Here is a 24,802-nt window from a genome sequence, read left to right as displayed (position 1 = left end):
GGTGTCTATAGATGCGGACTGTTATAAAAGAGGGCTGGGCGCTGGTGCGCATACGATTCTATATCGTTATCATTTTATTTCTATATCGACTACTGTGGGGGGTGTTTCTCTATCGTCTGGTGCAGTCTGCCGTTATCCCGCTACTGCTCCGTTATCCTGATCAGGGTCAAAACGAACTTGGACAGACCTTGTTTTGGATGGAGAGCCAGATTGCTCTGATGGACAGCCGGGAAGTACATGTGTATTTGTGGATACTACTAGGGGCGACTGTACTACGTATACTGATCACTCCCTTCATTAGAGCCGGAATATATCAAAGCCTGCATACCGATGCTACTGAACCGCAAAGCCTGTCCTTTTTCAAGGGTATGAAACGCCATGGCATGTCGTCGCTGCTGTATTACACCATCGAGTTGGGACTGCTGCTGCTTCCCTCCTTTTGGGTAGTACCGAGACTCTACCCTATTGTAGCAGGAACGCTTCAATCTCCCTCTTACCTGCTGCATTTGTTGCCCTATGCCGTGGGATGGATGGCTTACGGATGGTTCATTCGGCAGTGCATCCTGTATATGCAACTGGGGACTGTCGGTGGTCACGCCATACTATCGTCCTTGCTCGCCTTCTTTCGCCAGCTCCTCCCAGCTGTCGGTATATCCCTTTTGCTCGGTGCTTGTGTGCTGCTGGTCTTCGGTCTATTTGGCACCGTGGCGATGATTTGGACTGGCATGCTGGCGCTCATTCTCCAGCAATCGTATCATTTTGTTACTAGTCTGGTCAGGCTGTGGCATATCAGTTCGCAGTACAGACTATGGCATACCGATATCTCCAGTAGAAGTTAAGCCCTGCCTTTATGTTTTTTACTTCATTTCCGTCTGTCGAAAAATCTCGATTCATATCCGCGCAAACGACACATAACTGAATACTGTTAACAAGATCTGTTCCTTGGACATTAGGAGCAGATTTTTTTTGTAACTTTTTGCAATGAAACATTTGCCAAAGCCAGCCGTCTTTGTTACAATAATCGCAGTGAACTGATAGTAACAACTTTGTAATCTTTATTGTAACCTTTATCTCAAAAATAACGTTATTGTGAATACTGCTCTCCAAGGTGCACATCTTAAGTTAAGCCTAATTCCTGGCACCTAGGAAGCGGGGGAACCAGTTTGGGTGAATTGATCTCGCAACAGAGTGGTCATAGGGGAACCTTCTACCGAATCCTTAAGCTAACCTCGCAGGCATTGGAAGGGGTATATTTTTTTTGAAGAAGAAGCTAACGATCGCAGCTATGGGTCTTGCCATTGCCTTTACATCTTTTACATTCGGTGGCGGCAGTGCATATGCAGACTCCAAGATGGACCAGGTCATTCAAGATGCCAAAGGAACGAGCTACAGAAGCGGAGGCACTACACTCGAGGGATTCGATTGCTCCGGCTTCACAATGTATGTATTTAACAAACTGGGAATTAAACTTCCGCATCAATCTGGATCACAATTCAAAATGGGATCTTCTGTATCCCGCGATGAAATGAGACCTGGAGACCTGGTGTTCTTCAACACCACAGGAAGAGGCATTTCCCATGTAGGTATCTTCGTAGGTGAAGGGAAATTTGCCCACTCCTCGACTTCACGTGGTGTAGTAGTTAGCTCACTGAACGAAAATTATTACGCTAACCGCTATGTCGGTGCAAAAAGAATTATGAGCACAGACGCTTACCATTCTGTAGCTTCAGAAATTCCTGATGACGACAACGTAGAATAACTAACGCACAGCAAGCTAACCCTAGCCGCAATTTGATTCTGGCCGGAATCGAATTGCGGTTTTTTATGTCCACAACATCAGCAATTATTATCATTACTGACGAACTGAAGCCTCAAAAGGTTTCAATTTTAGCGAACATCGTCGGTTTTACCGTCAGCGCTGGGGGAGCATATGAGCAGTAAATCCTTCTTATTGAATGTATACCCGACTTGAGTATGAAATAAACACGCTTGCCATTCCCCTGCAACTTGTCTACAATCTGTTGTTAATGATTGAAGTACTTGTAAAAGGAGGATGGAACACATGCCGGCCTCAATATCTAACTATCGGATCGTACCGATGGACGAGCATCAAGCGGCTGCAATCTGTGAGTGGCGCTATGATCCACCTTATAATATATACGGATGGCTCCCCTGGGAACAAATGAAGGCGCTTGAAGTCGAATTTGGAAGTCCCACGCTTCGCCAAGAGCAATATGTTGCTGTACTGGATGAAGAGAATAAGCTGACGGGATTTGCCCAATATTTCCCTATGATCGGTGTGACCCGGCTAGGTCTTGGAATGCATCCTGAAAGATGCGGACATGGCAAAGGCGCTGATTTTGTCCGTGCCATTGCAGAGGAAGCCCAACGACGCAACCCGAAGAATGAAATTGATCTAGAGGTACTTACTTGGAATCATCGCGCTATCCGGGCTTACAAGGCGGCTGGATTTGAGCTTACAGATACCTATGAACGCCAGACTCCCGATGGCAAAAAACCGTTTTATTGTATGGTATATCGTCCCGAGCACCAAACCCAGGTTCTATGATAAAAGCGCCTTCGGCATACAACCGCGATGTTGTATAGCGAAGGCGCTTTTATCATCATACGACCGATCATTACAAGCTCAATGACTGCTGCGCATTTTTTCAAAAGCTTCATTATATTGTTGGGCTTCCTTAATATCCACGGCCATAATACCGCCGTCGTCCCAAGAGGTCAAACGCAGAGTCACGGTCTTGTAATCAATCGTAATAAATGGATGATGATTGAATGCTTCAGATATAGCGGCAACTTCATCCACGAATGCAATCCCTTTCATAAAACTGGAAAAATTATATTTCCGAACGATCCAACGTCCTTCCTCCAGTTCCCAGCCCTCCAGTTTCTCCAGATGTGCTTCAATCTCTTCTTGTGTAAAAGGCATGTTACGAACTCCTCCCCGTTTATACGGAAGCCTTTCGACCGCTTAAATACGGCCAAAACTACGATATATTGGTGTACATATTACCACGGCCCCGTTGATAAATCCATAAGACGGACCTCAAATCAAAGGTACTGACGTCAGCTCCTCGTCTCCAATGAGTACATAGATACGATGGTGCTCCGGCTCATAGATCACAACGCCACTGCCTACAGTGATTATGGGCTCTGTACCCAGTGCATAGAATAAGTCTTCTGCCAAAGCTTCATTGACTTCCTGGCGTCCCGCCGGGTCCAGCCTGTCCCAATCTTCTACTTCCATCTCGAAAAATTCGTAGCTGTCTGGGATGCGTCCCACAGCCTCTGTCAAATCGTTCAAAATTTGTTCATACTCACGCCCATGCTTTACTCCCATGCCATTTCCTCCAATGGTTCCGCCATTCAATACATAATCACCTTATTATACCGGAAATTCGCACTTAACAAAAAAGAGAGTTTTGTCGATAAATACTATAATCCGTCTTGTAATGACGCGCTTGGGGCAAGGACGACCCCGGCGGCATGAAAGGATTCAAAATCTATTCTCATGGATGAGGTGTATCATGCAAATTTCAACCATTATCGGACTTGTGCTCGGGATTATGTCACTGGTCGTCGGGATGATCTTAAAAGGCGCTCCGGTCGTCAATCTGGTCAATAATCCCGCTGCTTACATGATTATTTTCGTCGGGACGGCAGCGAGTATATTTATGGCCTTCCCGATGGCAGAAATCAAACGGATTCCGAAGCTGTTCAAGGTTATTTTCACCGAACAAAAACTGTTAGACCGCAAAGAGCTCATCGGTACGTTTACCGAGTGGGCATCCATTACCCGTCGTGAAGGTCTGCTCGCCTTGGAATCTAAGGTAGAGGAAATCGACGATCCCTTTATGCGTGGCGGCATGCGAATGATTATTGACGGAAATGATCAGGAATTCGTACGGGACGTTCTGATGGAGGATATCAATGCTACCGAAGATCGACATCGCTCTGGCGCGCTGATCTTCTCTCAAGCTGGTATGTACGCTCCAACGCTTGGGGTACTCGGTGCGGTTGTAGGTCTGATCGCCGCTCTGGCCGACCTTAGTGACATGGAAAAGCTCTCTCATGCCATTGCAGCAGCCTTCATTGCGACGTTGCTCGGTATTTTTACAGGTTATGTCCTGTGGCATCCGATGTCCAACAAGCTCAAACGGTTATCCAAAAAAGAAGTAGAGCTTAAATTAATGATGGTCGAAGGTCTGCTTTCCATTCAATCGGGGATATCTACGATTGCCATCAGTCAGAAACTGACGATCTTCCTGACTCCGACCGAACGGGCTACGATGACCCAGAAGGATGGCGATTCCAGTGAGTAAAAAGAGACATGAACCGCATGAAGAGCATGCTGACGAAAGCTGGCTGTTGCCATATTCCGACTTAATGACCCTTCTGTTGGCTCTTTTCATTGTCTTATTCGGTATGAGCTCGCTCGACGCCAAAAAATTTGAAACTATGGCTCAATCCCTGAGTGCAGCTTTTAATGGCGGCACTGGCGTGCTGGATCACTCGGCCGCGAATCCGTCATCACAATCCATGGATATGGGCAAAAATAAAGAACAAGTATCACAACCCTTAAAATCGAAAGCTACTTCTACCTCTGAACTGCAAAAACAGTTGGCCCAGCGGGAAGAAGAAGATTTAAAAAAGCTTAAAAAACAGATGGATCAATACATTCAAAATAACGGCCTGACCCCGTTGCTGAATACCAAGCTGAACCAATCACAGCTGATGATCACTATTAGTGATAATGCCCTATTTTCATCCGGGCAGGCCGAAGTAAAGCCGGAAGCAAGAAAGCTGGCCAAGTCTATTTCTAGTATGCTTCAGCAGTTCCCTGGCTATGATGTTATCGTATCGGGTCACACGGATAATGTACCGATCTCCAACAGCCAGTTCCCGTCCAACTTTGATTTGAGCGCCAAGCGCTCTCTAAATTTCTTGCGTATCTTGTTGCTCAATCCAGATCTCGATCCAACCAAGTTTGTATCCATCGGTTATGGCGAGTATCGTCCATTGGCAAGCAATCAAGATGGTCAAGGACGCTCCAAAAACCGTCGTGTTGAAATATCTGTTCTCCGCAAATACCAGAACGGGACACAAGTCATCAGTCCTACCTCAAGCTCGAGTGAAGGTTGATTATGCATATGTTATATGAACAAAGGCACCGCCGCATTTTTATGCAGCTGGTGCCTCTTTGTTTATGCTTCCTGTACTCTGACCCTGTCAGATACGACGATCATACGCTGTAGGCTATATGAAGCCCCTCTGGCATTAGCTAAGCGTATAATCGAGCATCTGTCCAAGCTCCAGCTTCTCAGCCTCTGTGAGATCACGCCAGGCACCTTTCTGAAGGGACCCCAACCGAATATTCATGATTCGCAGGCGTTGCAGTTTTTTTACTTCATAACCGAAGGCAGCACACATACGCCGGATCTGACGATTTTTTCCTTCAGTCAGGATAATACGGAAAACATACTCAGATACACGCGTCACCTCACAAGGTAGCGTTCGCTGACCGAGTATTTTCACCCCGCTGGACATACCCTGCACAAAAGATGGTATGACAGGGCGATCCACCGTTACGATATATTCTTTCTCATGCTTGCCTTCTGCCCGTAAAATCTTATTCACAATGTCTCCATCATTGGTAAGTAAAATGAGACCTTCCGAATCCTTATCCAGGCGTCCAATCGGGAATATCCGCTGCGGGTGCCCCACAAAATCAACAACATTGCCTCTAATGTGGCTCTCCGTTGTACTTGTGATGCCCACCGGCTTGTTCAATGCAATATAGACGTGATCGGACTTCTCGCGCAGTGGCTTGCCGTTCACGCGAACATCATCGCCTTCTTCCGCTTGACTACCCAGCACAGCCACTTCGCCGTTAATCGTCACGCGGCCGCTCTCTACCAGCTTGTCTGCCTCCCGGCGCGAGCAAAAACCGGTTTCGCTGATAAACTTGTTAATGCGCAACCTGTGTACCCTCCATTTCTACTAACACACTTCCTCCTGCACCCCAGCCCGTTACTCCGGCTTGGCAATCGGAAGCTGCACCAGGGCTGTCGTTCCCTCTCCCTCTGTGCTTTCAATATCCAGTGTGCCTTTATGACTCTGTATAATACGCTGACTGACCATAAGTCCTAGTCCTGTCCCTGTTTCTTTGTTTGTGAAAAAAGGTTCTCCTAGCTTGGACAGCATTTCTGCAGGAATACCCGTTCCCTGGTCCCGTATGAAGATTTTAACGCTTTCTCCCTCCAAGAACAAATGAATCGTGATGATACCACCTTTACTCATAGCCTCCATGCTATTTTTAAGTAAATTAATGAATACCTGTTTTAACTGATTTTCTTCGGCGTATACCAGGGCAGGCTCGTCCGTGACCTGAAGATTGAATACAATGCCCAGCAGATGCGCTTGACTATCTAGTAAAGAAATCACGTCGCTCACAATATAGCGAACATCTTTTTTCTGAAAATGCACTGCCTGTGGCTTCGCCAGTATTAAAAACTCGCTAACGATCAAATTAATGCGATCCAGCTCAGACATCATAATATCGTTGTGTTTCATATTCAACACTTGGTTTTGCTGCTGTAGTTGGAGAAAGCCACGTAGCGTGGTTAGCGGATTACGAATCTCATGCGCTACGCCTGCCGCTAGTTGTCCGACGGTTGTCAGTTTCTCTGATCTGCGCAACAGCTCCTCCATCCGGTTGCGACCCGTGATATCACGCGACACGCAGATGAATCCCAAAATCTGGCCTTCTTCATCTAGAATAGGCGACGTACTCATACTAATCTCTACCGTACTTCCATCCTTACGCATTCTAAGGGACTCACTTGATACGATACTCTCTCCCTGAAGCAGGCTCTTCTTCTGAAATTCATACTCCTCCTGTTGCTGCGGAGGTACAAACTCCAGCTTACGACCAACCAATTCTTTCTTGGTCCAGCCGTACAAAGCCTCGAAGGCATGATTGACCCGAACGACACGATCCTCCTCGTCAGTCACATGAATCGCATCTGCTGTCTGATTAATAACCGATTCCAGATGCTCCTTTACAGAACGGTTCTCTTCATACATCTGTTCGAGTCTTCTCGTATACATCCCCAAATTGTAGGCCATCGCATTGATGCGCTCACCCAACTGTGCAAGCTCATGACCACCCTTGATTTCTAGCCGTGTATCAAAATGACCATCAGCCATCTCGTTCACTTTCCCCAGAATCGACTGGATTGGGCGAACAAACAGACTTGCCAGCACATAGCTTCCAATGATTACAACCTCTAAAAGGACAATGGAAATGGCAATTAAACTTATCAATTGCTTGGAAATAACAGAAGTAATCGTATCATAATTCATAACAATACGTATAACATAGGCTTCACGGTTAGCCGGGTAAAAAGGTATGTAACTGACGAGAACCCGTTCGCCTTTGATATAGCAGTCTTGTACAATACTCTCCCCGGAGAGAATAGCTCTGGACACGGCCAAACGATCTTCCTGCACTCTTGTTAGTTGATACGTGCCAAATTGGATCGGTTTATTGTACATGTAATAGTATTTCGAATCGTTCCCGTTCTTGTCCATCGAAGCGCCACCAAAGGTTGCAGGGTTAATTCCTGTAATCTCCATGATACGATAATCCACTTGTTGGGTTTGCTTTACGATCTCATCGGGGCTCAGGATGGTTATGAAATCTTGCACTGAAGTATCCTGAAAGGAAATTCGAATTAAGTAGTTACGTTTTTGGTCATAATAAAATCCCCATTTATTAATATGTGAGGAGCCTGAACCGGTATAGTCAAATGATCCGGTCCAAAAATGATCCAGTTTCTGGCCTTGCGCCATTGCAGCCTGTCCGTGCTCATATAATTGGTCAACTGCATTTTTCCAATACCCTGTCATTGGATCAGATGGCGTTACTTCTTTTGGATTCGAGGATTTAACAATCTTATACCCCTGCCCGTCTCGAATCATCAATGAAATATTAGTATCTCTGTGGAGTGAGGCTACCTTTTGAAGCTGTTCCTGCTGAACATTTCGGATGTCAGGACCTAGCTGATTGGCAGCCAATGTGGCAGAAAGCCACAGATTATATCCGAGCTGTTTGTCAACGGCCTCCCAGCTATGTTGGGTTTGTTCGATAGCTCCTCCGATAATTTTAGCGGTCAGAACCATTTTAGTTTCACTGTCACTTCTTAGATTTTCGTGGGTCGTGTAATAATTGAGTGCGATGTTTAACAACAGGATAAACAGGACGGACCCCGACAAAATGATCGTTATTCTGATTTTTATCGACACACTGATTTCTCACCTCTTGCCGTATGCTGGCGATTACTGGCAATTGCTAACTCAATGATACCGTAATAGCGCCTCTGATACCAGCATTTACATTTACCGGATATACATAAATACACACCTTGTGTACAGTATTGTCAATAGACGAGGGTTTGCCTACAATATAAGAAGATAATCATCCACAGGTAGTCCACAAATACACAGATTTTATTATAAACTGTGGATAAATCTGTGGACAAGTGCCGTGTTATCCACAATTTTATTCACATCATGTTAACAACGGAATATTTGTTCGTTGGATAATTCCGCATTTGAAAGGAGCATTTTCCCAGTGACCACTATGGATCACGCCTATTGGATGAAAGAAGCCATTCAGGAAGCGTACAAGGCAGAAGCGTTGGGTGAAGTCCCCATCGGAGCTGTCATCGTAAAAGATAATGAAATCATCGGTCGCGGCTACAATTTGCGCGAGACGGGTGCTGACCCAACCGCACATGCAGAGATGGTTGCCATTCGTCAGGCCAGTGAGCATTTGGGTGCTTGGCGCCTGCTGGATTGCAGGCTGTATGTCACCCTAGAGCCGTGCCCAATGTGCGCCGGAGCCATTGTTCAATCACGAGTCCCCCATCTGATATACGGCACCACAGATCCCAAGGCAGGCTGTGCAGGCACGCTGATGAATTTATTACAGGAGCCTCGGTTCAATCATTGCACAGAGGTAACCAGTGGTATACTTCAGGAGGAATGTGCCTCGTTGCTAACGAGCTTTTTTCGGCATCTTCGGCAAAAAAGAGCGGCCGCCAAATTGTCTCCTCCCCCATCTTCATCCTGAGGGGGAAAATTCCAAAACACTTCATCTCATTGCTAATTCCCCATGGAAGGAGATCACCCCATGCCTATGAGCTTGTTTAATACGCCTCAAGGTATCTTTTTACGACCATTTAGCTTGGCGGATAGCGAAGCCCTTCTCACCCTTAGGCACCGAAATAGGGATTCCCATGCGCCTTATGAGCCGCTTTACGAGGATTCATTTTTCACATTAGAGAAACAGCAAGAATACATCCGTGAGAAATTGCGGCAAGCCGAAGAAGATCGAGGTTACGTGTTCGGTATCTTTCTCTTAAAGGAAGAACGACTCATCGGTTATATCTCCATTTCCAATCTAGTACGTGGAGTTGGACAATTCGCTGATATCGGCTACATGATGGATCATCATGAACAGGGTAAAGGGCATATGACCGCTGCCTTAAAGTTGATCATACAATATGCCTTTCGTGCCTTATCTCTACATCGTCTCCAAGCGGGTACTCTTTTGCATAATGATCGCTCACAACATGTATTAAAAAAGTGCGGCTTCCAGCCAGAGGGCATTGCTCGCAAGCTTGTACAAATTCAGGGCACATGGCAGGATCACCAGATGTTTGGACTTTTAGCTGAGGATGACGTGTGGCAGAGCTAAATGACTGCACAGGGACAACACTAACAGTAAACAAAAAACCGCCCGGCTTGTGCCGAGCGGTTTTCTTACATCAAATTCGAAAAAAATGATGTTTTGCAATCATGTCATCCCATACTTAAGGAGCAACAGTTTGCATTTTTTGTTGCAGTTGTTCCATAGTCAGGACTTGATCCCCTGTTGGAATACCCACTTTAAATGCTGCTTTAGCATTGATTTTGCTATATTGCGTGTAGCCTGTTACGGACAATTTCACATTGTCTTTTGTAGCCGGATCATTCATCTCTACATTCGCATTCAGGTCTTGATACACAGGAATGTTATCCTTGTTCAAAGCTGTGTTAATGTCAAATTGTTTCACCGTCAAATAGTTTTTCAACTCATCCAGCTTTTTGCTAACTTCGCTGGTGTTCGATTGCAGTTCTTTCTTCGCTTCAGCCAGCTCTTCCTTCTTCACTTGAAGCATGCTAGCATATTCATCTTTAGACATCACATCAAGGACTTTAGGAAGCGCCTTAGTGATAAATGTATTGGTCGCTTGCTTCACATTGTCGTTCGTTATTTTGAACTGAACTACTTGTTTAGCTTCAACGCCTTGTGGCAATTTAGCGTCTTTAGGATCAATATCAAAGAAGTACGTAGCTTGATCATACTCGTTCATAATCGCAGCAATCACTTCATTCGCAAATTTCTGCGATTTTTCCTGATCCATGGCTGCAGGGTTAAATTCTTGTCCTGATTGTTTAGCCAGTTCTTGTGGATCAATGATCAGGAATTTACCTACAACATCCTGTGGAAGCGGGTAAAATGGAATATTAGGAATTTTAACGTACAGTTTATCTTTAGTCATTACCATTGGAATCGTGAAGCTGGTGGAAAGATCACCTTTCAAATGAATGCCGAGCGTCATTTCAGATTGGAAAGGTTCCTTTTGGTACACACCATCCAGCGTAATATCAGCATTTTTCAGCATGCTAGTTACCATTGCACTTTGCTCACTTGGAACAGAAGCGGATGTAATGGTCAGTTCCTTAATCGTGAATTGACTTTTGGATTCATAAGAATTCAATTTCATTGCGTTAGCTGTACCAGTCGTAACAGCTTCCTTCGGTTCTAACTTCTTGCTACAACCTACCAGGGCTACCGTCAAAAGCAACACCATAGTGAGTACCAAGACGGATAACTTTTTACTCATTGTGTAGATTCTCTCCTCTCGTATTTAACCCCTTTTTTTATGCTAACAAAAAAATACACACCCTCTATTTTAACTCATATTCTCAAACGGCGAAACACTTATTGGAAAATTTTCTTACAATAAGCACAAAGACACCCTGGCTCTCTAACCAGGGTGCTTACACTATGCAATATATTTTAGGAGAAAGGTCTGTCTGCTTATGAGCCTTCTCTATTATGGTGATCCACGTGATTCCGCTGTTTCACCTTCTTGGAACCAGATAACGGCTCCTGTTGATGACTACGCTCACGCTTTTCGTTACTTCCACCAGAATCCTGTGCTTCGGGAACAGGAATGGCTTTAGGCTTGCTCATTTATGCATCCTCCATTCTCAGTCTATATTTTTGGTACGTCGACGAATCCGTTTATTACCATTAAAAATAGGACTATAGATGGTGTAGATCTTCCGTTTTATCGTGATTTAATGAATCCTGATGACGGCGATCATTACGATCCTGCTGCACTTGCTGTGCCTGATGACTATTAACTGGACGTTGCTCCAAATCATCAACAATGTTAGACAGGTTTTTATCCAGTCCGTTTTTGGCTTTTGTCATGTAGCCTTCCTCCTCATTCCTTCATGACCTACGAATGCGTCAACGACTGTAATGTTTGGGCACATTGGTGAATATGCCGAGTATAATCGGACACTAACTGCTGAATGATATCTGTTCGTTCATCCACAGACTGTCCGTCTCGCTCTACATCGACTAAGCTAACCTGTACTTCCCGGGAGTCTACATAAGTACATGCAAAATCAAAGGAGTACATTTGTCGGCCTTCAACCTCGATGTGGATTCGTATAGCCCGGTTGTTGGCTTCATCTGCCTGTACCTGTGATTTGTCTCCTGAATTCAAAAGAATCGGCAGTTGTTCCTGCCAGGCCTCTACCAGCTTTTGCTGATCTACTGTCATTTCTCGATTCATGCCAGCACCTCCACATCTGATAACGTGTGAAAAAAACGAGCTTTTTATACAACAAAAAAGCCACTCTCCACGATTCCTAATCATTAGCTTATAAAGGCCAATGTATCAGCTATCGTATTTGAATGGCTTGGTTTATTTAGAGTATGGCGGAGAGGATGGGATTCGAACCCATGCGAGCTTGCAATCTAACGGTTTTTAAGACCGTTACTACCTATGAAAAGCCGCCGAGCCTTGGTATGACTGGGTTTGTGAAGTCTAATGCAAGAACTGCTACAACTGCTGGCCAACGCTGCCGTGTCCCCCTTGCCATTATCTGGAGGCAACCAGGTGCACGGAGCTGCCCCGATAGCTCATTTTTATTGCACCAAAACTATAATAACTGATTGAGCTTGCTTTCAGGCTCTTCACCATTTTCTACACGTCTTATATTGTTTATAAAGAAATCATATCTTTTTTTATGAAATTTTCGACCATCAGGCATTCCTGCTGTATGGGGAGTAAGTATCACATTACCCAGATTCCGGAGCTCACTGTCAATAGGAAGCGGTTCAGATTCAAACACATCCAGGCATGCGCCTGAAATATCCCCGTTTTTTAATGCATCAATCAAGTCTCTTTCGTTGACAATCCCACCGCGGGCTGTATTGATAAAAAGAGTGGTTTTCTTCATTTTCTTGAATGCCGCTTTGTTGATCAGTTGTTTGGTTTGCTGATTCAAGGGTACATGTACACTGACTATATCCGATGTGCTTACAAGAGTATCGAAATCCGTCATTTTCACAAAACCGTCAGATTGTACAAGAGCATTTCTCGCATAAGCCAGTACATTCATATCAAAAACCCTGCAAAATGTAGCTACTTTTTTTCCGATAGCGCCCAAACCGATAATCCCAATCGTTTTGCCTTTTAATTCACTCCCTGTATAGTCCAATTGATTTTCATCCATCCTGTTTTTCATGAAAGTATCAAGAAACGGTATGTTTTTATAATAAGACAATATCAGTGCCATTACGTGCTCGGCCACTGCCTGTGCATTCACTCCTGCAGCATTGGCCACCCAAATGCCGAGCTGTGTACAAGCAGGGACATCTACATTATCAAATCCTGCACCCGTCTGTACCAATTTTAATTTTTTTGCGATAGAAAGCAGGCTGTGATCCACTTTAATATGTTCAGGGATGATTACCTGGCAATCTTCAATATGATGCAGCATTTCTTTTCCGGGCGGGACAATTACAACATTCCATTCTTGAGGAAAATACCTTACAATATTTGATTTCGAGGTCTCGCTAAAATAGCCAACTATGAGAATCTTCATTGCTAAACCACCTTTCATTACCTATATCATTCTTCGAAGAAAACCCGTTTGATGATCTTCATTTTATCCTTTTGAAGAAGAAGTGATTATTTCCATATTATAGACTTCATCGGCAGTACAACCTCTTGAAAGGTCATTGATCGGTACATTTAGCACTACAGGATCGGACCATATGCCTCAAAGTTTCCAAGACGCTGCGCTACCTTACAACCAATATTACCGGCATGAATACCTGGGAATATGAAAACGTACTATAATAAAGCAACTTTTAGAGCAATGGAAAAGACTTTTGCTGTTCTTACCGTTTCAACAGCAATCTAATTACATTGAAAAACATTTGACCCCTCGTCTTTATTAACGATAATTTTAAACATAAAGAATATTGTTGTAAAACTCAAATATTTTGTGAACTATATTAATCATTTCTATATATTGAGGAGGTATTCTATGTATTTTCCTGGGATTGAAGCGTTTTTAGCTATCGGTTAAAGACATTGGAACAGGAAATGGGTGGCCTTTTTGGTTGAGCGAAGAAAAGGGGCACCTAAAATCATTCTGACCCCAAAAGGGGAAAACTTTTTTAGCATTGCGGAAAGATGGGATGCTCTCTGGAGGGAAACACAAATCTTGCAGGCTAGCGGTTTGCAGTTAAGTCTGGCAATAAGCGCTGCCGAAAGTATAAGTCACTTTGTTTTGCCTCCTGTACATAGAATGCTTAATCAGCATACCCCGTCCATCCGACCGCAAATTCGTACGCAGCATACTCAGGAAGCTTTTGATAGTATTGAGCGGCGCGAGATGGATGTGGCGTTTGTGGTGCGAGAAATCGTGCCGCCTAGTGTCACTGTTAAACCGTTTTTACTGAAGAAATGATGCTGTTGCGCCTAGCTGTGTCGGGGCGGCAGGCCGGAGATACTGTTGAAATGGAAGAATTGGCGGCGCAAGACGAAGTCTTCATAAATTGGAATAGAGAGTTTCAATTCAGACATGACCAGTGGTGGGACCCTCTTTGCCCGTCCCGTGTTCATCTGGACACAGCGGGACTCATCACTACTTTTTTGAAGGACGCCAGACAATGGACGATAGTTCCCGCTTCGATTGGCGCACATATGATGCGGATGGGGGATTTTGTTCTGGTAGCCCTCCAAGGTACGTTCTGCCGCTCCTGCCGCTTGCCGCGCGGTGTAATAGCGTTTGAACAGCCCCTCCAGTGTCAGAATCTCAGGCGATACGCTCGCTCTCTCATCCTGCGCCACCCGAGACGTTTCCAAAACCGATGGACTCAGACGGTCGAGAAACGGCTGGGGAATGTCCACCTATTCTTCCGCTGCCCGCGTTTACGCGGTTTGCCCCCGTGTTTGTATTAATCCTATACCTCCGTCAGATGTTTATCCAACGGTCACGAACACAAAAAACGCACCACACCGCTATCCAACGGTAAAGTACGTTTCAGTCATACTTGCTACAAATCCATATGCAGCAAGGAAATTATTAAACTGACGGAGAGGATGGGATTCGAACCCATGTGAGCTTGCACTCTAACGGTTTTCAAGACCGCCCCGTTATGACCGCTTCGGTACCTCTCCAGGTGGTAAATGTATAAAGCTGCTTCCCTTTTAAACATACTCAGGCGCAACAAAATTATTTTACCACAGGACTTCTAAGAATGCAACACTTACTGTTTAGGAGCAATAACCTCAATGCCTCGCATGTATGAACGCAACACTTCTGGGATCACGATGCTTCCGTCCTCTTGCTGATAGTTCTCCAAAATAGCAGCCACAGTCCGCCCTACAGCCAATCCTGAACCGTTCAGCGTATGTACAAATTCAGGCTTTGCCTTCGAATCTGGACGAAACCGGATGTTCGCACGACGCGCTTGGAAGTCTTCCGTATTTGAACAAGAAGAAATCTCGCGGTACATGCCACTCTCAGGCAACCATACTTCCAGATCGTACGTCTTGGCAGACGTAAAACCCATATCTCCAGTGCAAAGTGCCAGCACGCGATATGGAAGTCCGAGCAGCTGTAAAACACGCTCAGCGTTATTCGTCATTTTCTCCAATTCCTCATAAGAGGTATCCGGGTGAACCAGCTTAAGCATCTCTACCTTATTGAACTGATGCTGACGGATCAGGCCACGTGTATCACGTCCTGCTGATCCTGCCTCCGAGCGAAAGCAAGAGCTGTATGCCACATAATATTTCGGAAGCTGCTCCGCATTCATAATCTCTTCACGATGGTAGTTCGTTACCGGAACTTCAGCCGTAGGAATGAGATAATACTCAGTATCACGCAGCTTGAACAAATCTTCTTCAAACTTCGGAAGTTGACCCGTTCCGTACAAACTATCCCGATTTACAATGTATGGAGGAAGCATTTCTTCATAACCATGCTCACTGCTGTGCAGATCCATCATAAAGTTAATCAGCGCACGCTCTAATCTTGCTCCCAATCCTTTGTAGAACGTAAAACGAGAACCCGTTACCTTGGCTGCTGCCTCAAAATCAAGAATATCTAGATCCTGAGCCAATTCCCAATGCGCTTTGGGTGTAAAAGAAAACTCGCGCGGCTCCGACCAGCGACGGATTTCTACATTATCCTCTTCCGAAGCGCCTACAGGTACTGTTTCATTCGGAATATTCGGAATGGACATCACCAGTTCGTCGATCTGTACTTCCAGTTCGCGTACTTGCTCATCTAATTCTTTGATACGATCGGAGACTTGACGCATTTCTGCAATAAGATCATCCGCATTTTCCTTATTCTTCTTCAACTTGGCTACTTCACCGGATACCACGTTCCGACGATTTTTGAGCCCTTCGCTTTCTTGAAGTAACTCACGACGGCTTACATCCAGATCTGTAAAACCATTAATCAGATCCAGAGATTTCCCCCTGTTCTGCAAGGCTTTCTCAACCCGACCAAGCTCATTACGTAAAATCTTTATATCTAACACAGGTAATCCCTCCTACACTACAAACCTGACTTTCCACTATTCGCGGACCATATCCACAAAATATTGATGTAACCGGTAATCGTCTGTTAACTCCGGATGGAAGGATGAAGCCATCAAATGACCCTGACGGGCTGCCACGATCTCGCCGTTATACTCAGACAGCACATCTACTCCCGTTCCAACAGACTGTATTAAGGGCGCGCGTATAAATACAGCACGAACCGGTTCCTCAATCCCTTTAATGTTCAAGTCTGTTTCAAAGCTTTCTCTTTGGCGACCAAATGCATTACGCGATACTGTAATATCCATGAGTCCCAAATGTGCTTCTTCCTGTCCTTGAATCGTTTTAGCCAGTACAATCAATCCCGCGCAAGTACCGAATACAGGCTTGCCTTGATTGGAAAACTGACGTACAGCCTCTATAAAATTATACTTGCGCATTAGCTTACCGATAGTGGTACTTTCACCACCGGGAATGATAAGACCGGACAGCTCATCGAGCTGTTCGATCTTCTTCACCGCTATACCTTCCGCACCCGCACGTTCAACGCTTCGTATATGTTCAGCTACAGCGCCTTGCAGCGACAATACACCTATTTTCATGCCGGTCCCTTCTTTCTTACCAACCACGATCCTGCATGCGCTCATGCGGTGCCAGTTTGGAAATTTCAATGCCTTTCATAGGAGTTCCCAAATTCTTGGAGACTTCTGCAATTAGCTTGTAATCCGTATAATGAGTGGTCGCTTCCACGATTGCACGTGCAAACTTCTCAGGGCTATCCGACTTGAAAATACCAGAACCTACAAAGACGCCATCAGCGCCTAAATGCATCATTAACGCGGCATCGGCAGGTGTCGCTACACCACCCGCTGCAAAGTTCACCACAGGCAGCTTGCCAAGCTCATGCACTTCCAACAGCAGTTCATAAGCAACTCCGAGGTTTTTCGCTTCTGCATACAGCTCGTCCTTCGACAAGTTTTGCACCTTGCGAATTTGACCATTGATAAAACGCATATGCCGAACGGCCTCAACAATATTTCCAGTTCCCGGTTCGCCCTTCGTACGGATCATAGATGCACCCTCACCAATACGACGCAGCGCTTCTCCCAGATCCTTGGCCCCACAGACAAATGGAACGGTGAACTCACGCTTATCAATATGGAAAACTTCATCCGCAGGTGTCAGCACTTCGCTCTCATCGAGATAGTCAACACCGAGAGATTCCAGTACCTTTGCCTCTACAAAGTGACCGATGCGAGCCTTAGCCATAACAGGAATAGAAACAACCTTCATAACTTCTTCCACAATCGTTGGGTCAGCCATACGAGCGACCCCACCAGCTGCACGGATATCCGAAGGCACCCGTTCAAGAGCCATTACAGCTGTAGCTCCTGCTGCCTCTGCAATTTTAGCCTGCTCAGCGTTCATGACATCCATGATTACGCCGCCTTTTTGCATCTCTGCCATACCTCTTTTTACACGCGAAGTTCCCGTTTCCATATCGTTGCCTCCTGTAAGGGTTACGTTTAGATTCTAACTTAATATTTTACCGCACGAATGCCAAATACACAATCATTTCAAGCTGCAAAATAAGTAATGAAAAACAAGATAGGTCACTTAGCTTTGCTTTTTTAGAAGAGGTTCTTAATTCCTTGGAACAGATCTCCGAAGAAATCACCGATTGCCCGGAAAAGCATTCGGAACCAGCCGCCCTCTTCTACTGCCGTCGTAGTAACCAGATCAACGGTTTTCGTCTGCCCTTTATCCACACCGTCTGTCTTGTACGTGTACGTAATTGTTCCGACTTTGGCCCCTTGCTTCAAAGGTGCCACCAGAGAGCTTGCTGGTGTAATGTTCGTTGTAAAGGTTACCTTAGGATTACTCGCACCCTTAGGTACAATAAAGCTTACTGCATCCTTGGTGACGATCGGTACTTCTGTTTCCGTACCTTTGGTCACAGGCACATTCTCAACACCCTTAACCACCGTCTTTGGAGCAACAACCTGCTTCACTTCAAAATTATCAAAACCATAGTTCAGCACTTTAGCTGTCTCTGTAAAACGGTGTGCATCTGAATCAGCCCCCATAACTACACTGATGAGACGCACTCCGTTGCGTTCAGCGGTTCCTGTAAAACAGTTGCCAGCATTAGCCGTATGGCCTGTTTTCATCCCGTCTAAACCTGGGTAAGCAAACTTTCTAAAGTTAGTAATATTTTTGTTTGCTTCTAGCATCCAGTTATAGTTAATAATCGGCGCCTTGTCAGTAGGACGGAATTTGTAAGATTGAATTGTCGTAAATCGTGTGTAATCCGGATGATCTTTAATGATGTAACCAGCCAGAGTAGCTGCATCTCTCGCTGTCATTACAGTTTCCCGGTCTGTATCCGGCTGGAAGCCTTTCGGCATATCACCACGGTCCAAACCAGTCGAATTGATAAAATACGTATTTTTCATGCCCATTTTCTGAGCTGTTTCATTCATTAGTTTTACAAAGTCCTGCTCGGTTCCGGATACGCGTTCAGCAAGGGCTACTGTTGCGTCATTAGCAGAACCTACCGCCATTGCAATATAAAGCTCTTCTACCGTATGTTGATCCCCTTGAGCCAAAAAAATACGTGATCCAATGCTCTTAGAAGCATTCTCGTTAACCGTAACCTTATCCGTCCACTTGAGTTTACCTTGCTTAACCTGTTCAGCCACGATGTATTCTGTCATCATTTTAGTCATACTTGCTGGTGGAAGCGGTTCATCTGGATTCATAGACAGCAATACTTGCCCAGTGGAAGGCTCGATCAAAATGGCGGAACGTAGTGCCAGACTAGGGGGGTTAATAGAACCTGTCCCCGTAATATTGGTTGCCTGTGTTGCCGCCCCAGCTGCAAAAGTAGCCACGCTCGGATCGAAATTGCCTACAACAGGCAATGCCGACATATACATCATATTAAGCACCATGACTGCAGTCACACTCTTTTTAATCATGCTGCGTTTTGTATTTTGCTTTAAATTGTTCGCTTTCAAATGAATACAAACTCCTCTCGTACCTCAACCCGATCCGCTATATATAACGAGACGGTGGTTACAGCCTCTACTTGGCCAATGTAATTAATGTTTTAATGTTATAAAATCCAGTTTTATTTCGTTTTCTTAGTTGTATCCTGTCATGAGCATTTCCTGCTCGAATCTTCTTCACTGGTAGGAATCGTCCAAAAGACCTACGTGCCCTAATTCATCACTAATTTCTTCATAAAGGCGGACACTTGTCTATTCTATCACAGGGGTATCTCTAAAAAAAGACAGGCAGAGCGAAATACGCTCTGCCTGTCGTCAAGTCTACTACAGCCGAACTTTATAGAGAGTAGTTTGGTGCTTCTTTCGTAATTTGCACATCATGCGGATGGCTCTCACGCAGACCAGCACCTGTAATACGGATAAAGCTTGTATCGTTACGAAGCTCCTCAATATTAGCTGTACCGCAATAACCCATACCAGAACGAAGACCGCCCAACAGCTGATGAACAGTGTCGGAAAGTGGTCCTTTATAAGCAACACGTCCTTCGATGCCTTCCGGTACCAATTTCTTGTCGTCATCTTGGAAATAACGATCTTTACTACCTTGCTTCATCGCAGCCATAGATCCCATGCCACGATATACTTTGAAGCGGCGTCCTTGATAAATTTCAGATTCGCCTGGGCTTTCTTCCGTACCTGCAAAAAGACTTCCCAGCATTACCGCAGAAGCCCCCGCCGCAATGGCCTTTGTAATTTCACCGGAGTATTTAATACCGCCGTCTGCAATAATCGGAATATTATATTCACGTGCTACTGTTGCACAATCATAAATTGCTGTTACTTGTGGAACACCAATCCCTGCGATTACGCGTGTTGTACAGATGGAGCCTGGACCAATACCGACTTTTACGACCGATGCTCCAGCTTCAATCAATTCGCGCGTTCCGTCACCAGTAGCTACATTACCTGCTACAATCGTCAGATCAGGATAAGCTTCACGCAGCTTGCGGACTGCTTCAATAATGTTAATATGATGCCCGTGAGCAGAGTCCACGACAATCATATCCACACCAGCTTTTACAAGTGCTTCAGTCCGATCAAATGTATCCTTGGAAATGCCGACAGCCGCACCGACCAGAAGACGCCCTTGTGCATCTTTCGCTGCGTTCGGAAATTGAATAGCTTTCTCAATATCTTTAATGGTAATAAGACCTTTGAGATAATTTTCATCATCGACCAAAGGAAGCTTTTCAATTTTATGCTTTTGCAAAATGACTTCCGCTTCCTGTAAAGTCGTGCCTACAGGTGCAGTTACCAGTTCTTCCTTCGTCATGACTTCACTGATTTTAAGGTTAAAATCGTGAATAAAGCGAAGATCGCGGTTAGTAATAATACCCACCAGTTTGTTTTCTTCGTTTACAACAGGTACACCAGAAATACGGTATTTACCCATAACTGCTTCAGCATCGGATACCAAATGATCCGGAGTCAATGAGAATGGATTGGTGATAACACCGCTCTCCGAACGTTTAACCCGATCCACCTCTACCGCTTGCTGTTCAATCGACATATTTTTATGAATAATACCGATACCGCCCTCACGAGCCATCGCGATTGCCAACACTGCCTCAGTAACAGTATCCATACCAGCACTCATCAAAGGAATATTCAGCTTTACGTTATCACTCAAACGAGTCGCCACGCTTACTTCTTTGGGCAGAACCACCGACTTGCGAGGTACCAGCAAAACATCGTCAAAGGTAAGGCCTTCCTTACCGAATTTATCTTCCCACACCAAGATGATCCTCCTTCAAATTGTTTAGTCTGTATTGGTCTTGTTGTCTGTCCGACATGGACAAATCAAGGCTCTCTGAAAATATATTATTGCAATCTTAGCAAAGCGGTATAGGGGTGTCAAGCCTTCATCAATAGCCCTAACCTTTAGTATTTCCCTGTACAAACAACTGTACTCCTACGAAGGACAACCTTTAAAAATAAGCGTTTCCAAAGGTAATAACTATTCACAAGAGTATATCTCCTCTTTGAATGCGCAGCATAGAAGCAATCATATAAGTGGTTTGTACCGTAATATACCAAAGAGGACCATGATCTCAATGAGATCATGGTCCTCTTTGCTTGTTGCTTGGCGACGTCCTACTCTCCCAGGACCCTGCGGTCCAAGTACCATCGGCGCTGGAGGGCTTAACGGTCGTGTTCGGGATGGGTACGTGTGGAACCCCTCCGCTATCGCCACCAAACATGAATTTACTTCGTAAATTCTACCGTACGGTTATTCGGTTCATCACTTATCGTGTGAATGAATAGCCATGCGCTTGTCGTATGTCACTTGTACATACCTTCAAGGTTACACCCTGAAAACTGGATCCGAAACTCATTTGCGTTTTATTTTAGGATAAGCCCTCGACCGATTAGTATTGGTCAGCTCCATGCATTACTGCACTTCCACCCCCAACCTATCTACCTCGTCGTCTTCAAGGGGTCTTACTAATTGGGAAATCTCATCTTGAGGGGGGCTTCACGCTTAGATGCTTTCAGCGCTTATCCCTTCCGTACATAGCTACCCAGCGGTGCTCCTGGCGGAACAACTGGTACACCAGCGGTACGTCCATCCCGGTCCTCTCGTACTAAGGACAGCTCCTCTCAAATTTCCTACGCCCACGACAGATAGGGACCGAACTGTCTCACGACGTTCTGAACCCAGCTCGCGTACCGCTTTAATGGGCGAACAGCCCAACCCTTGGGACCTACTTCAGCCCCAGGATGCGATGAGCCGACATCGAGGTGCCAAACCTCCCCGTCGATGTGGACTCTTGGGGGAGATAAGCCTGTTATCCCCAGGGTAGCTTTTATCCGTTGAGCGATGGCCCTTCCATGCGGTACCACCGGATCACTAAGCCCGACTTTCGTCCCTGCTCGACTTGTAGGTCTCGCAGTCAAGCTCCCTTCTGCCTTTGCACTCTTCGAATGATTTCCAACCATTCTGAGGGAACCTTGGGGCGCCTCCGTTACTCTTTAGGAGGCGACCGCCCCAGTCAAACTGCCCACCTGACACTGTCCTCGCACCGGATCACGGTACCAAGTTAGAACCTAGATACGATCAGGGTGGTATCCCAAGGATGCCTCCTCTCAAGCTGGCGCTCAAGATTCAACGGCTCCCACCTATCCTGTACAGATCGTACCCAAATTCAATATCAAGCTGCAGTAAAGCTCCATGGGGTCTTTCCGTCTTGTCGCGGGTAACCTGCATCTTCACAGGTATTAAAATTTCACCGGATCTCTCGTTGAGACAGCGCCCAAGTCGTTACGCCATTCGTGCGGGTCAGAATTTACCTGACAAGGAATTTCGCTACCTTAGGACCGTTATAGTTACGGCCGCCGTTTACTGGGGCTTCGGTTCATAGCTTCGCCCCGAAGGGCTTACCACTCCCCTTAACCTTCCAGCACCGGGCAGGCGTCAGCCCGTATACTTCGCCTTGCGGCTTCGCACAGACCTGTGTTTTTGCTAAACAGTCGCTTGGGCCTTTTCACTGCGGCCCCCTCGGGCTATTCACCCTACCGAGGCACCCCTTCTCCCGAAGTTACGGGGTCATTTTGCCGAGTTCCTTAACGAGAGTTCTTCCGCGCGCCTTAGAATTCTCTTCTCGCCTACCTGTGTCGGTTTGCGGTACGGGCACCTTCTCCTGGCTAGAGGCTTTTCTTGGCAGTCTGAGATCATGACCTTCGCTACTACAATTTTCGCTCCCCATCACAGCCCAGCCTTAACGATGTGCGGATTTGCCTACACACCAGCCTCACTGCTTAGACGGACATCCATCAGTCCGCGTCACTACCCTACTGCGTCACCCCATCGCTCATAACGGATTACGGTGGTACAGGAATTTCGACCTGTTGTCCTTCGACTACGCCTATCGGCCTCGCCTTAGGTCCCGACTTACCCTGAGCGGACGAACCTTCCTCAGGAACCCTTAGGCTTTCGGCGGATCTGATTCTCACAGATCTTTTCGTTACTCATACCGGCATTCTCACTTGAATGCAGTCCAGCGCTCCTTACGGTACACCTTCAACCCGCATTCAACGCTCCCCTACCCCTGATGCATAAGCATCAAGCCATAGCTTCGGTGGTGTGTTTAGCCCCGTTACATTTTCGGCGCAGAGTCACTCGACCAGTGAGCTATTACGCACTCTTTCAATGGTGGCTGCTTCTAAGCCAACATCCTGGTTGTCTGTGCAACTCCACATCCTTTCCCACTTAACACACACTTGGGGACCTTAGCTGATGGTCTGGGCTGTTTCCCTTTCGACAATGGATCTTAGCACTCACTGTCTGACTCCCGGAACTAAATCTATGGCATTCGGAGTTTGACTGAGCTTGGTAACCCTTGCGGGCCCCGCACCCAATCAGTGCTCTACCTCCACGATTCTTCTTTCCGAGGCTAGCCCTAAAGCTATTTCGGGGAGAACCAGCTATCTCCGGGTTCGATTGGAATTTCTCCGCTACCCCCACCTCATCCCCGCATTTTTCAACATGCGTGGGTTCGGGCCTCCAGTGCGTGTTACCGCACCTTCACCCTGGACAGGGGTAGATCACCCGGTTTCGGGTCTACGTCCACGTACTCAAGTCGCCCTATTCAGACTCGCTTTCGCTGCGGCTTCAGCTCTTCACCTTAACCTTGCACGGGAACGTAACTCGCCGGTTCATTCTACAAAAGGCACGCCATCACCCATAGATCGGGCTCTGACTTCTTGTAAGCACACGGTTTCAGGATCTATTTCACTCCCCTTCCGGGGTGCTTTTCACCTTTCCCTCACGGTACTGCTTCACTATCGGTCGCCAGGGAGTATTTAGCCTTGGCAGATGGTCCTGCCGGATTCATACGGGGTTTCACGTGCCCCGCACTACTCGGGATCCGTCTCGGAGAGAACAAGTTTTGAATTACAGGGCTTTTACCTTCTCTGGCGGGCCTTTCCAGACCTCTTCATCTAACCGGTTCCTTTGTAACTCCATGTGAGACGTCCCACAACCCCAAGGAGCAAGCTCCTTGGTTTGGGCTAATCCGCGTTCGCTCGCCGCTACTGACGGAATCACTATTGTTTTCTCTTCCTCAGGGTACTTAGATGTTTCAGTTCCCCTGGTCTGCCTCTATTCTGCCTATGTATTCAGCAGAAAGTGACTGTCGATGAAGACAGCCGGGTTTCCCCATTCGGACATCCCCGGATCAAAGCTTGCTTACAGCTCCCCGAGGCCTTATCGTTGTTCGCCACGTCCTTCGTCGGCTCCTGGCGCCTAGGCATCCTCCGTGTGCTCTTTGTAGCTTAACCTAGTATTTACATGGTAAATACGATTTGCTTTGAATCTCGGTTCAACACTTACGTGTGAATGAAATTCAACGCAGCTACCTTTATTTCACTTGTTTACACAAGATCAGCTTAAAGGAATATTCTAAAACGCAATTTCGTTTCGGTATCCAGTTTTCAAGGTGCAATTCGCTTCATCGAAGCGAAACCCGATGAATATTTCGGTTCCACACAGAGTGTGAATGAAACATTCGTCGA

At 46.0% G+C, this 24,802-nt stretch carries 23 protein-coding genes, 1 tRNA gene, 2 rRNA genes, 1 pseudogene and 1 riboswitch; of the genes and pseudogenes, 8 read left to right on the top strand and 19 right to left on the bottom strand.

All coding sequences use genetic code 11. The features are described 5' to 3' along the window. Window positions 1-11: 11 nt before the first annotated feature. The 3 genes from KAI37_RS00550 (at window position 12) to KAI37_RS00540 (ending at window position 2,569) form a co-directional block, all read left to right on the top strand. Complete coding sequence (locus tag KAI37_RS00550) at window positions 12-839, top strand: hypothetical protein (protein ID WP_220030540.1); 828 nt, start codon at window positions 12-14, stop codon at window positions 837-839. Window positions 840-1,115: 276 nt separating this feature from the next. Continuing rightward, window positions 1,116-1,253, top strand: a riboswitch (cyclic di-AMP (ydaO/yuaA leader). Between the two features lie 5 nt (window positions 1,254-1,258). Next, the gene (locus KAI37_RS00545) at window positions 1,259-1,759 is read left to right on the top strand and encodes a C40 family peptidase (RefSeq protein WP_025723776.1); all 501 of its coding nucleotides are present in this window, start codon (window positions 1,259-1,261) and stop codon (window positions 1,757-1,759) included. A gap of 303 nt (window positions 1,760-2,062) precedes the next feature. Beyond that, complete coding sequence (locus KAI37_RS00540; RefSeq protein WP_013308187.1) at window positions 2,063-2,569, top strand: GNAT family N-acetyltransferase; 507 nt, start codon at window positions 2,063-2,065, stop codon at window positions 2,567-2,569. A 78-nt stretch (window positions 2,570-2,647) separates the two neighbouring features. Here KAI37_RS00540 and KAI37_RS00535 read toward each other — a convergent pair whose 3' ends face one another. Both KAI37_RS00535 and KAI37_RS00530 read right to left on the bottom strand, forming a co-directional pair. Continuing rightward, entirely contained in the window at window positions 2,648-2,947 is a 300-nt protein-coding gene (locus KAI37_RS00535) for a 4a-hydroxytetrahydrobiopterin dehydratase (protein ID WP_007428083.1), read from the bottom strand. A 117-nt stretch (window positions 2,948-3,064) separates the two neighbouring features. Next, window positions 3,065-3,358, bottom strand: a complete 294-nt coding sequence (locus KAI37_RS00530) for a hypothetical protein (RefSeq protein WP_071639044.1) — start codon at window positions 3,356-3,358, stop codon at window positions 3,065-3,067. A 187-nt stretch (window positions 3,359-3,545) separates the two neighbouring features. Here KAI37_RS00530 and motA point away from each other — a divergent pair, with 187 nt between their 5' ends. Then, on the top strand, window positions 3,546-4,340 hold the full coding sequence (gene motA / locus KAI37_RS00525) for a flagellar motor stator protein MotA (protein WP_013308185.1): 795 nt from the start codon (window positions 3,546-3,548) through the stop codon (window positions 4,338-4,340). After that, complete coding sequence (gene motB, locus KAI37_RS00520) at window positions 4,333-5,160, top strand: flagellar motor protein MotB (protein ID WP_220030539.1); 828 nt, start codon at window positions 4,333-4,335, stop codon at window positions 5,158-5,160. Before motA ends, motB begins: the two co-directional genes overlap by 8 nt. A gap of 135 nt (window positions 5,161-5,295) precedes the next feature. Here the strand turns inward: motB and rluF are convergent, their stop codons facing one another. Together rluF and KAI37_RS00510 are read right to left on the bottom strand one after the other, a co-directional pair. Further along, window positions 5,296-5,997, bottom strand: coding sequence for a 23S rRNA pseudouridine(2604) synthase RluF (rluF, locus tag KAI37_RS00515; RefSeq protein ID WP_025723782.1), 702 nt, complete (start codon window positions 5,995-5,997; stop codon window positions 5,296-5,298). 51 nt (window positions 5,998-6,048) lie between these two features. After that, the gene (locus tag KAI37_RS00510) at window positions 6,049-8,325 is read right to left on the bottom strand and encodes a PAS domain S-box protein (RefSeq protein ID WP_220030538.1); all 2,277 of its coding nucleotides are present in this window, start codon (window positions 8,323-8,325) and stop codon (window positions 6,049-6,051) included. Between the two features lie 328 nt (window positions 8,326-8,653). On the opposite strand from KAI37_RS00510, the gene tadA reads away from it, so the two are divergent. Both tadA and KAI37_RS00500 read left to right on the top strand, forming a co-directional pair. Continuing rightward, window positions 8,654-9,154, top strand: a complete 501-nt coding sequence (tadA, locus tag KAI37_RS00505; protein WP_076294625.1) for a tRNA adenosine(34) deaminase TadA — start codon at window positions 8,654-8,656, stop codon at window positions 9,152-9,154. Between the two features lie 60 nt (window positions 9,155-9,214). Further along, window positions 9,215-9,781, top strand: coding sequence for a GNAT family N-acetyltransferase (locus KAI37_RS00500; RefSeq protein WP_104494864.1), 567 nt, complete (start codon window positions 9,215-9,217; stop codon window positions 9,779-9,781). A gap of 115 nt (window positions 9,782-9,896) precedes the next feature. Here KAI37_RS00500 and KAI37_RS00495 read toward each other — a convergent pair whose 3' ends face one another. The 6 genes and pseudogenes from KAI37_RS00495 to KAI37_RS00470 all read right to left on the bottom strand — a co-directional run. Then, window positions 9,897-10,973 (bottom strand): hypothetical protein, encoded by a 1,077-nt coding sequence (locus KAI37_RS00495; protein ID WP_076161093.1) that lies wholly within the window; start codon window positions 10,971-10,973, stop codon window positions 9,897-9,899. Window positions 10,974-11,170: 197 nt separating this feature from the next. Then, window positions 11,171-11,326: a small acid-soluble spore protein P gene (locus tag KAI37_RS00490; RefSeq protein WP_025720032.1), complete on the bottom strand. Its 156-nt coding sequence runs from the start codon at window positions 11,324-11,326 to the stop codon at window positions 11,171-11,173. Between the two features lie 72 nt (window positions 11,327-11,398). After that, window positions 11,399-11,569, bottom strand: coding sequence for a hypothetical protein (locus tag KAI37_RS00485; RefSeq protein WP_007428073.1), 171 nt, complete (start codon window positions 11,567-11,569; stop codon window positions 11,399-11,401). Between the two features lie 28 nt (window positions 11,570-11,597). Then, window positions 11,598-11,939: a hypothetical protein gene (locus tag KAI37_RS00480; RefSeq protein ID WP_013308177.1), complete on the bottom strand. Its 342-nt coding sequence runs from the start codon at window positions 11,937-11,939 to the stop codon at window positions 11,598-11,600. 370 nt (window positions 11,940-12,309) lie between these two features. Further along, a complete protein-coding gene (locus tag KAI37_RS00475; RefSeq protein ID WP_220030537.1) occupies window positions 12,310-13,257 on the bottom strand; it encodes an NAD(P)-dependent oxidoreductase in 948 nt (315 codons plus the stop codon). A 63-nt stretch (window positions 13,258-13,320) separates the two neighbouring features. Beyond that, window positions 13,321-13,505: pseudogene (locus KAI37_RS00470) on the bottom strand (phosphate acyltransferase); the annotation flags it as partial. A gap of 271 nt (window positions 13,506-13,776) precedes the next feature. On the opposite strand from KAI37_RS00470, the gene KAI37_RS26220 reads away from it, so the two are divergent. Then, entirely contained in the window at window positions 13,777-14,130 is a 354-nt protein-coding gene (locus KAI37_RS26220) for a substrate-binding domain-containing protein (protein ID WP_258383028.1), read from the top strand. A gap of 11 nt (window positions 14,131-14,141) precedes the next feature. On the opposite strand, the gene KAI37_RS26215 is transcribed toward KAI37_RS26220, so the two are convergent. The 9 genes from KAI37_RS26215 to KAI37_RS00425 all read right to left on the bottom strand — a co-directional run bounded on the left by KAI37_RS26215 (window position 14,142) and on the right by KAI37_RS00425 (window position 24,568). Beyond that, complete coding sequence (locus KAI37_RS26215) at window positions 14,142-14,513, bottom strand: hypothetical protein (RefSeq protein WP_258383027.1); 372 nt, start codon at window positions 14,511-14,513, stop codon at window positions 14,142-14,144. A 244-nt stretch (window positions 14,514-14,757) separates the two neighbouring features. Continuing rightward, window positions 14,758-14,843 (bottom strand) — tRNA-Ser (locus KAI37_RS00460). 89 nt (window positions 14,844-14,932) lie between these two features. Continuing rightward, complete coding sequence (gene serS / locus KAI37_RS00455) at window positions 14,933-16,216, bottom strand: serine--tRNA ligase (RefSeq protein ID WP_025720034.1); 1,284 nt, start codon at window positions 16,214-16,216, stop codon at window positions 14,933-14,935. 36 nt (window positions 16,217-16,252) lie between these two features. Then, entirely contained in the window at window positions 16,253-16,819 is a 567-nt protein-coding gene (pdxT, locus tag KAI37_RS00450) for a pyridoxal 5'-phosphate synthase glutaminase subunit PdxT (RefSeq protein WP_076294622.1), read from the bottom strand. A gap of 16 nt (window positions 16,820-16,835) precedes the next feature. Then, on the bottom strand, window positions 16,836-17,717 hold the full coding sequence (gene pdxS, locus KAI37_RS00445) for a pyridoxal 5'-phosphate synthase lyase subunit PdxS (protein ID WP_025720037.1): 882 nt from the start codon (window positions 17,715-17,717) through the stop codon (window positions 16,836-16,838). A 131-nt stretch (window positions 17,718-17,848) separates the two neighbouring features. After that, window positions 17,849-19,237, bottom strand: a complete 1,389-nt coding sequence (locus KAI37_RS00440; protein ID WP_071639034.1) for a D-alanyl-D-alanine carboxypeptidase family protein — start codon at window positions 19,235-19,237, stop codon at window positions 17,849-17,851. A 328-nt stretch (window positions 19,238-19,565) separates the two neighbouring features. Continuing rightward, complete coding sequence (gene guaB / locus KAI37_RS00435) at window positions 19,566-21,023, bottom strand: IMP dehydrogenase (protein ID WP_013308172.1); 1,458 nt, start codon at window positions 21,021-21,023, stop codon at window positions 19,566-19,568. 346 nt (window positions 21,024-21,369) lie between these two features. Then, a 5S ribosomal RNA gene (rrf, locus tag KAI37_RS00430) occupies window positions 21,370-21,486 on the bottom strand. Between the two features lie 151 nt (window positions 21,487-21,637). After that, window positions 21,638-24,568: ribosomal RNA gene (locus KAI37_RS00425) — 23S ribosomal RNA — on the bottom strand. Window positions 24,569-24,802: the final 234 nt, after the last annotated feature.

This window comes from Paenibacillus sp. S25, from assembly GCF_019454085.1.
Lineage (GTDB): Bacteria > Bacillota > Bacilli > Paenibacillales > Paenibacillaceae > Paenibacillus > Paenibacillus polymyxa_B.
The sequence above is the reverse complement of the archived record's forward strand: the minus strand, read 5'-3'. Positions and strand labels throughout refer to the sequence as shown.

Coding starts and splice junctions, on each gene's coding strand:
- KAI37_RS00530 (WP_071639044.1), bottom strand. CDS start 3,358: ATGGGAGTAAAGCATGGGCGTGAGTATGAACAAATTTTGAACGATTTG.
- pdxT (WP_076294622.1), bottom strand. CDS start 16,819: ATGAAAATAGGTGTATTGTCGCTGCAAGGCGCTGTAGCTGAACATATA.
- KAI37_RS00550 (WP_220030540.1), top strand. CDS start 12: ATGCGGACTGTTATAAAAGAGGGCTGGGCGCTGGTGCGCATACGATTC.
- pdxS (WP_025720037.1), bottom strand. CDS start 17,717: ATGGAAACGGGAACTTCGCGTGTAAAAAGAGGTATGGCAGAGATGCAA.
- KAI37_RS00485 (WP_007428073.1), bottom strand. CDS start 11,569: ATGACAAAAGCCAAAAACGGACTGGATAAAAACCTGTCTAACATTGTT.
- motA (WP_013308185.1), top strand. CDS start 3,546: ATGCAAATTTCAACCATTATCGGACTTGTGCTCGGGATTATGTCACTG.
- KAI37_RS00500 (WP_104494864.1), top strand. CDS start 9,215: ATGCCTATGAGCTTGTTTAATACGCCTCAAGGTATCTTTTTACGACCA.
- KAI37_RS00490 (WP_025720032.1), bottom strand. CDS start 11,326: ATGAGCAAGCCTAAAGCCATTCCTGTTCCCGAAGCACAGGATTCTGGT.
- KAI37_RS00495 (WP_076161093.1), bottom strand. CDS start 10,973: ATGAGTAAAAAGTTATCCGTCTTGGTACTCACTATGGTGTTGCTTTTG.
- KAI37_RS00480 (WP_013308177.1), bottom strand. CDS start 11,939: ATGAATCGAGAAATGACAGTAGATCAGCAAAAGCTGGTAGAGGCCTGG.
- KAI37_RS00475 (WP_220030537.1), bottom strand. CDS start 13,257: ATGAAGATTCTCATAGTTGGCTATTTTAGCGAGACCTCGAAATCAAAT.
- KAI37_RS00540 (WP_013308187.1), top strand. CDS start 2,063: ATGCCGGCCTCAATATCTAACTATCGGATCGTACCGATGGACGAGCAT.
- KAI37_RS00535 (WP_007428083.1), bottom strand. CDS start 2,947: ATGCCTTTTACACAAGAAGAGATTGAAGCACATCTGGAGAAACTGGAG.